At 64.3% G+C, this 6,113-nt stretch carries 8 protein-coding genes and 1 tRNA gene; 6 read left to right on the top strand and 3 right to left on the bottom strand.

Annotated features, from left to right (window positions below):
* A partial coding sequence (locus tag C489_RS10650) for a response regulator (protein ID WP_049890783.1) occupies positions 1-439 on the top strand: 439 nt, incomplete at its 5' end.
* Between the two features lie 88 nt (positions 440-527).
* On the opposite strand, the gene C489_RS10645 is transcribed toward C489_RS10650, so the two are convergent.
* Positions 528-1,265, bottom strand: coding sequence for a TVP38/TMEM64 family protein (locus C489_RS10645; RefSeq protein ID WP_006431253.1), 738 nt, complete (start codon positions 1,263-1,265; stop codon positions 528-530).
* A gap of 249 nt (positions 1,266-1,514) precedes the next feature.
* Between C489_RS10645 and C489_RS10640 the strand changes: the two genes are divergently transcribed.
* Both C489_RS10640 and C489_RS10635 read left to right on the top strand, forming a co-directional pair.
* A tRNA-Leu gene (locus C489_RS10640) sits at positions 1,515-1,599 on the top strand.
* Between the two features lie 321 nt (positions 1,600-1,920).
* Entirely contained in the window at positions 1,921-2,484 is a 564-nt protein-coding gene (locus C489_RS10635; protein ID WP_006431252.1) for a DUF420 domain-containing protein, read from the top strand.
* A gap of 59 nt (positions 2,485-2,543) precedes the next feature.
* On the opposite strand, the gene C489_RS10630 is transcribed toward C489_RS10635, so the two are convergent.
* Positions 2,544-2,741 carry a DUF5800 family protein gene (locus C489_RS10630; RefSeq protein ID WP_006431251.1) on the bottom strand — a complete coding sequence of 66 codons (198 nt, stop codon included), beginning with the start codon at positions 2,739-2,741 and terminating at the stop codon, positions 2,544-2,546.
* 147 nt (positions 2,742-2,888) lie between these two features.
* Here C489_RS10630 and C489_RS10625 point away from each other — a divergent pair, with 147 nt between their 5' ends.
* The gene (locus C489_RS10625; RefSeq protein WP_006431250.1) at positions 2,889-3,752 is read left to right on the top strand and encodes a polymer-forming cytoskeletal protein; all 864 of its coding nucleotides are present in this window, start codon (positions 2,889-2,891) and stop codon (positions 3,750-3,752) included.
* 360 nt (positions 3,753-4,112) lie between these two features.
* Positions 4,113-4,706, top strand: a complete 594-nt coding sequence (locus tag C489_RS10620) for a plastocyanin/azurin family copper-binding protein (RefSeq protein ID WP_006431249.1) — start codon at positions 4,113-4,115, stop codon at positions 4,704-4,706.
* A 52-nt stretch (positions 4,707-4,758) separates the two neighbouring features.
* Here C489_RS10620 and phoU read toward each other — a convergent pair whose 3' ends face one another.
* Positions 4,759-5,430 carry a phosphate signaling complex protein PhoU gene (gene phoU, locus C489_RS10615; RefSeq protein ID WP_006431248.1) on the bottom strand — a complete coding sequence of 224 codons (672 nt, stop codon included), beginning with the start codon at positions 5,428-5,430 and terminating at the stop codon, positions 4,759-4,761.
* Between the two features lie 178 nt (positions 5,431-5,608).
* Between phoU and C489_RS10610 the strand changes: the two genes are divergently transcribed.
* The gene (locus C489_RS10610) at positions 5,609-6,058 is read left to right on the top strand and encodes a universal stress protein (protein ID WP_049890777.1); all 450 of its coding nucleotides are present in this window, start codon (positions 5,609-5,611) and stop codon (positions 6,056-6,058) included.
* Positions 6,059-6,113: the final 55 nt, after the last annotated feature.

The following is a 6,113-nucleotide window of genomic DNA, read 5'->3' as shown; positions in this document are numbered from 1 at the left end:
CAGAGATGTGTATAAGAGACAGGGCCGGACCGCACTCGAGCAACTGAGCGAGTCGATCGACGTCGTTCTACTCGACCGGCACATGCCCGATATCACCGGGGATCGCGTGCTCGAGGAGATCCGCGCGGCGGGCTATGACTGCTGGGTGATCATGGTGACCGCCGTCGATCCGGGACTGGATATCGTCGAACTGGACCTCGACGATTACGTCACGAAGCCGGTCACGCGAGCCCAACTGACCCGGATCATCGAGAACCTGCGGGTCCAGTCGCGCTACGGCGACGGCGACCGGCGCGAACTCGAGTCCCTCTCGAACAAGATGGAGACCTTAGAGGACGAGCACTCGGTGGAAGAGCTGACCGAGACCGAGGGCTACCAGCGACTCGAGTCGGAACTGAAGGACCTGAGCGATTCGCTGCTCGAAGACATAGACGAGTGATCGAACGCCGATATCGCGCAGTTGCAGTCTGATTTTCGCGGTCCGCGTCTCGACCGCCCGGCAATCGGCTTACTGCCGCTCGAGTCGCCTAGCTATCCGTCGATCGGCCCGTGCTCTCGGCTCGCGTTCGGTCCGTCCGGAGGGTGCGGTAGACGGGGCCGGCGAGGAGGACGACGGCGGCGAGCGCACAGGCGACCGAAACCGCCGCACCGAGTTCGCCGAGCCCGCTCGAGGTGACCGTCGCCGCCGACGCGCCGACGACGACCGCGGCGATCGTCCACGGGAGTTCACCGATCACCGTCCCGACCACCAATTGGCGGGGCGTAACGCCGCTGACCGCGGCGGCACACGTCGCGACATCCGACGGGATCGGTGCCAACCGCGAGGCGGTGACGCCGCGGAGCGGCCCCGCCGTCTCGTAATAGCGCGCGACGGCGTCGCCGGCACGCTCGAGGACTCGAGAGTCGCTCCCTTCGCCCTCGGCACGGGATTCACGAGCCGCGTCCGCTTCGCCGGCGGCGAGCCAGCGAGCGACGAGAAAGACCGGGAGCACGGTCGTGACGACGCCGACGAGCGCGATCGGGACGCCGGCTGCGACGCCGAAGCCGTAGCCGACGACGACCGCGAGCGGCGTCGTGGGCCACGCAAAGAGCGGCCGGACGAGATAGAGCCCGGCGACGACGAGACCGAACAGGAACGGGTCCGCGACGAGGGCGTCGACGGTCCCCATCACCTTCGACGGCGAGACGAGCAGGCCCGCGGCGACCATGCCGCTGGCCGCGACCGCACCGGCGAGCGCCCGCGTTCGGACCGACGACACCGACATTCGACCTGAAATCCCGCTCGAGCGTTGAAACCTTTGTGTCTCACCCGACTCGACGCCGGTTCGTGCCGAACGGATCGCCGCCCGTCGGACCGTCGACGCGGCTCGAGCCCTGCCGGCCACGGGTTGCGTGGGCCGGTCACGTGTCACGGGAGACCGTCGTTTCCGTGTGACCCCGCCGCAGTCGCCGACCCAAAGGAAAGGGCTTTTATAATCACACTGGATACGAATGAGTGCAGACAGAGACCGCGAGCGTGGGTAGCCAAGCCAGGCCAACGGCGCAGCGTTGAGGGCGCTGTCCCGTAGGGGTCCGCCGGTTCGAATCCGGTCCCACGCATCGCACAGGTGGCTGAGCTCCACCAAAGATCGATGCAGGTGATTTCCCTTCGCGGACATCACCCACGCATAATCCTTTCCGACACTACTCCCGAAGAACGGATAGTATTCAGATAGTAGGCGTTGTTCCGTTAGGGTCCGCCGATGAGCAATTGGCTCACTGATCGCGACTACCGTCGCGGCCGCGTTGTACGCCGGAACGACGGTCGCATTGCAACGGTTTTTCCGAGGCGAGCAGCCGGGACCGGGGGACAGCGAGGAGCGGTGACGGCTGTCCGCCGGAGACGATAACCACTTTCACCGTCCGCTCGAACGACCACACATGGAATACGTCCCTCGAGAGCGCGTGCGCCTGCTCACCGGCGTCTTGAGCGTGGTGTCGTTGGCAATCGTCTTCGCGGCCGCGGGCGGACGGATTCCGTCCTCAAGCGTGCCGGCGGCCCCGGAGTGGGTCATCGAGACGATTCCACTGGTCAACGCCGTGCTCAGTGCGGTCGCGATCGGCACGATCACGGTGGGTTGGCGAGCGATTCGCCGCGGTGATATCGAGCGCCACCGCGTCGCGATGCTCGCCTCCTTCGGGCTGTTCGCGGGCTTTCTCGTGCTCTATCTCTACCGGCTGACCGTGACCGGCGGTCCGCAGCCGTTTCCCGGTCCCGACGCGGTCTACCAGTTCGTCTACCTGCCGTTGCTCGCGATCCACATCTTCCTCGCAATCGTCTGTATTCCCCTGCTCTACTACGTCCTCCTGCTCGCGGCATCCCGTCCGGTCACAGAGATTCCCCAGACGAGTCACGCCCGAATCGGCCGCGTCGCGGCGACGCTGTGGTTGATCTCCTTTTCGCTCGGCATCGTCGTGTTCGTGCTCCTCCACGGCGTATATTGATCGGCGCGGCCGCTCGAGAGGACAGAGGCGGCTGCTGGAAAACGCCGCGAGAATCTCTGTTAGTCCAGAATGTCGCCGATACGGCGGGGCTCGCCCTGCAGGTTCGGCTGTTCGGCGACGATCTGCAACACCTCGTGATCGGTCACGTCGTAGTAGGATTTCTCGGTCGCTTCCTCGATGAGTTCCTGCTCGAGGCGGAACTCGGTGCCTTCGTAGACGACGTCGACTCCCTTGTCGTCGAACGCGAGCGTAGTCATGGCCGAACGTACGGGGTGGGGTAGTAAAAGCGAGGCGACTGTGATCGACGGCCGAAACGATACGAGGCCGAGAACACCGGACGAGCGTCAGACGGACGACTGACGACGCGCGAGCTTTATTAGGCGGTACTCCCTTTGGATGCGAGTGTGGCCTTCAGCAGGGATCCGCTCGACGAACTCGTCGTTCCCGACGGGACGGAAGCCCAAGAGCGTGACCTCGTAACCGACGGGGACGTCCTCGTGGGCGGCCGGGCGACCATCGGGTTCGGCGTCCGCGGCCGAAACGTGTTGGCCGGCGAGAGCGCCGAGTTCGGCGGCGCAATCGAGGCCGACGGCGACTGTCGGCTCGACATGTGGTGTGATGTCGCCGAGAACGTCCTGGTCGGACAGGACGCCTACATCGGCGAGCGCGTCCACATCGGCGGCCGGCTGAAAGTCGCCGGCGACCTCGACATCGGCGACGACGTCGAGATCGAGGAGGGGTTCGAAGCCAACGGCTGGATCGTCATCCGGAATCCCATGCCGACGATCGTCTTTCTGTTCGTCTACCTCAAACACCTCCTCCTGATCGGCGAGGACGACGCTGCACAGCGACTCATTTCCGAAATCGTCGACGAAGATGACGACGATGACGAGCCCGACGCCGAGCCGCTCGTCATCCCCCGCAACGCGACCGTCGGCGACGACGCGTGGCGCGTCTCGACGCCCGCGACGATCGGCGACGACTGCCGGCTCCACGGCAACGTCCGCGCCGAGACGATCGACGTCGGTGCCGACTGCAACGTCTTCGGCAGCCTCCGGGCACGTGGGGACGTCACCGTCGGCGAGGGAACGCGCATCCACGGCGACGTGACTACCCGCGACGGCGATGTCGTCGTCGAACGCGACGCCCGCGTCCTCGGCGATGTCTCCTGTGCGGACTTCGAACTCGGCCCGGATGCCGAAGTCGACGGGACGATCCGAGCCGACGGCGAGATCACGATGCGGACGACCGAACGCGAACGCGAGTAGCGGGACCCATCCGAACGATTTCTCGAGCGAAATAAAATGCCGCCCGTACATAGCCCGATCGGCGGCCGCAGAGTCCCGTTGATTGCGACCGCGCTCGCCGCGCTCGAGGACACGATGAATCGCCGTCTCGAGACCCCAATCATCAGTGATACGACACAGATGTTGACACGCGTGCCAGAGCGCTAATCAGGGGGTGGGCCCGCGGCCATCGCAGTGAGCTCCCTCGAGAACCGAAATCGCCGTCAATGTGTCCCAAACCGACCCGTACTTGACTCCCACGCAGTAGACGGGTATTCGACTATTCCCGTTGGGCACAAAGTCAGCCTGATGGCACGAGACGATCGGTTATCCCGACGGCGGATGCTTCAGTTGACAGGTGTTGCGAGTTCGACGGCGTTCATCGCCGGCTGTGGTGGCGGCGGTGGCAACGGTAACGGCGGTAACGGTGGCAACGGTAACGGTGGCGGCGGTGACGGCTACGAGATCGAACCCGGCACGGAAATCGAGTTCAGCGGTCAGACGTCCGAGTGGGAGGGACTCGCACCGTCCCAGATCGAGGGCGAGTCGAACCCGACGCTGATTCTACAAGAGGGCGAAGACTACACCATCGGCTGGACGGAAGGCGACGGGTCCGGCCACAACATCGAGATTCGAAACGACAGCGACGAAGTCGTCGACGACCTCTCGACCGAAGTGGTCCAGGAACCCGACGAGGAACAGATGTTGGATATCACGGCGAGCAGCGAGATGGCCCAGTACGTCTGTCAACCCCACTCCACCCAGATGGTCGGCGATCTCCAGATCGAAAGCGGCAGCGGCGGTGGTGGCAACGAATCGGCGAGCAACGAGTCCGAAGGTGGTAACGAAACCGAGGGCGGTAACGAAACTGCGGGTGGCAACGAATCGTCGACCGGCAACGAGTCCGGGAACGAAACCGGCAACGAGTCCGAATAAGACGTCGGCAACCGTTCGGCGGCACCTCGATCCGCCCCCGATCGAACCGACCTTAGTAAATGAGTTCGTCGTCGTTTTCGACCATGTACAGCGTCCGCGCAGCGATGTTGACCGTGTGATCGCCGACGCGCTCGAGGTCCCGAATCGTCAGGAGGAGCCGCGACACGTCTTGGAGGATCTGCTCGACCTCGTCGGCCGACTCGAGTTCGCGTTCGATCAGATCGCGGACGACGATCTCGCTTGCCCGTTCTGCGAACTCGTCGAGTTCGTCGTCGCGGGACGCCAGTTGCCGACACGTGTCGGTGTCCTCGTCGTCGTAAGCGACCATCGCGTCCTCGAGCATGTCGAGCGTGAGGTTGCCCATCTCTTGGACGTCGACGTCGGGGAACAGATCCTGTTCGGCGTCCATCGTGTACTCGCCGAGGTTGGTCGCGAGGTCGGCGATCCGCTCGAGGTCGGTGATGATCTTGAACGAGGCGGCGATAAACCGCAGGTCGCTCGCGACCGGCTGCTGGAGCGCGAGCAGGTCGATACAGTCCTGCTCGAGGTCGAGGTACATCCGGTTGATTTCGCCGTCGCCTTCGATCACTTCCTGAGCGAGCGAGACGTCTTTCTGCTCGAGGGCATCCAGTCCCATGCGAAGCCGCTCCATGACGACTTCACTCATGTAGAGGACATCTTCACGGAGTTCCGTGAGCTTGTCCTGGTAGGTTTGTCTGGCCATGATGCAGCCACCTTTCCGGGAAAGGATATAGTTTGTGCTCATCGAAGCGAGCGGACGGCGGTCGTCTCGTCTCATCGCGGTTTCGCTGACCCTGATCGATCCGTTTCGCCTCGAAGCGTTGCGCGAGTGCAAAATACTATACGACCGTTCGGACAATACCGGCTACAGACGACAATCAATGGCTAATTCCATCATCATCCCGACGGACGGGAGCGAGTATGCCGAAAAGGCGTCCAAAGTCGGCTTCGACTTCGCCGAGAAGATCGACGCGACCGTCCATGCCCTCGCCGTCGGCGACGTGAATCAAACGGAACGGTCGGCCGTCGGCGGCGGCCCGCCCCAGACCGTCGACGACGTAACCGAACTCGCGGAGACGTGGGCCGCCGACCTCGCCGCGGCCGCCGAGGAACGCGGACTCGAGGCGACGACGGTCGTCCGGAGCGGCCATCCTGCAGAGGAAATCACCGACTACGCGGCGGCACTCGACGCCGACATGATCGTCATCGGGACCGCCGGACGGAGCGGTCTCGAGCGCCGAGTCCTCGGGAGCGTCACCGACAAAGTCGTCCGAACCGCACCGGTCCCGGTCGTCACGGTTCGGTCCGATGGAAGCATCGACGCCGCCTGAGAGGGTGCTCGCTGCCCGCCGATTCGGATGACGACGTGGTCTCCCATCGTGATAC

Source organism: Natrinema versiforme JCM 10478, from assembly GCF_000337195.1.
GTDB classification, from domain to species: Archaea; Halobacteriota; Halobacteria; order Halobacteriales; family Natrialbaceae; genus Natrinema; species Natrinema versiforme.
The sequence above is the reverse complement of the archived record's forward strand: the minus strand, read 5'-3'. Positions and strand labels throughout refer to the sequence as shown.

Bases quoted from the DNA above. Each gene is read 5' to 3' on its own strand.
- C489_RS10645 (WP_006431253.1), bottom strand. From the start codon at position 1,265: ATGTCGGTGTCGTCGGTCCGAACGCGGGCGCTCGCCGGTGCGGTCGCG.
- C489_RS10635 (WP_006431252.1), top strand. From the start codon at position 1,921: ATGGAATACGTCCCTCGAGAGCGCGTGCGCCTGCTCACCGGCGTCTTG.
- C489_RS10630 (WP_006431251.1), bottom strand. From the start codon at position 2,741: ATGACTACGCTCGCGTTCGACGACAAGGGAGTCGACGTCGTCTACGAA.
- C489_RS10620 (WP_006431249.1), top strand. From the start codon at position 4,113: ATGCTTCAGTTGACAGGTGTTGCGAGTTCGACGGCGTTCATCGCCGGC.
- phoU (WP_006431248.1), bottom strand. From the start codon at position 5,430: ATGGCCAGACAAACCTACCAGGACAAGCTCACGGAACTCCGTGAAGAT.
- C489_RS10610 (WP_049890777.1), top strand. From the start codon at position 5,609: ATGGCTAATTCCATCATCATCCCGACGGACGGGAGCGAGTATGCCGAA.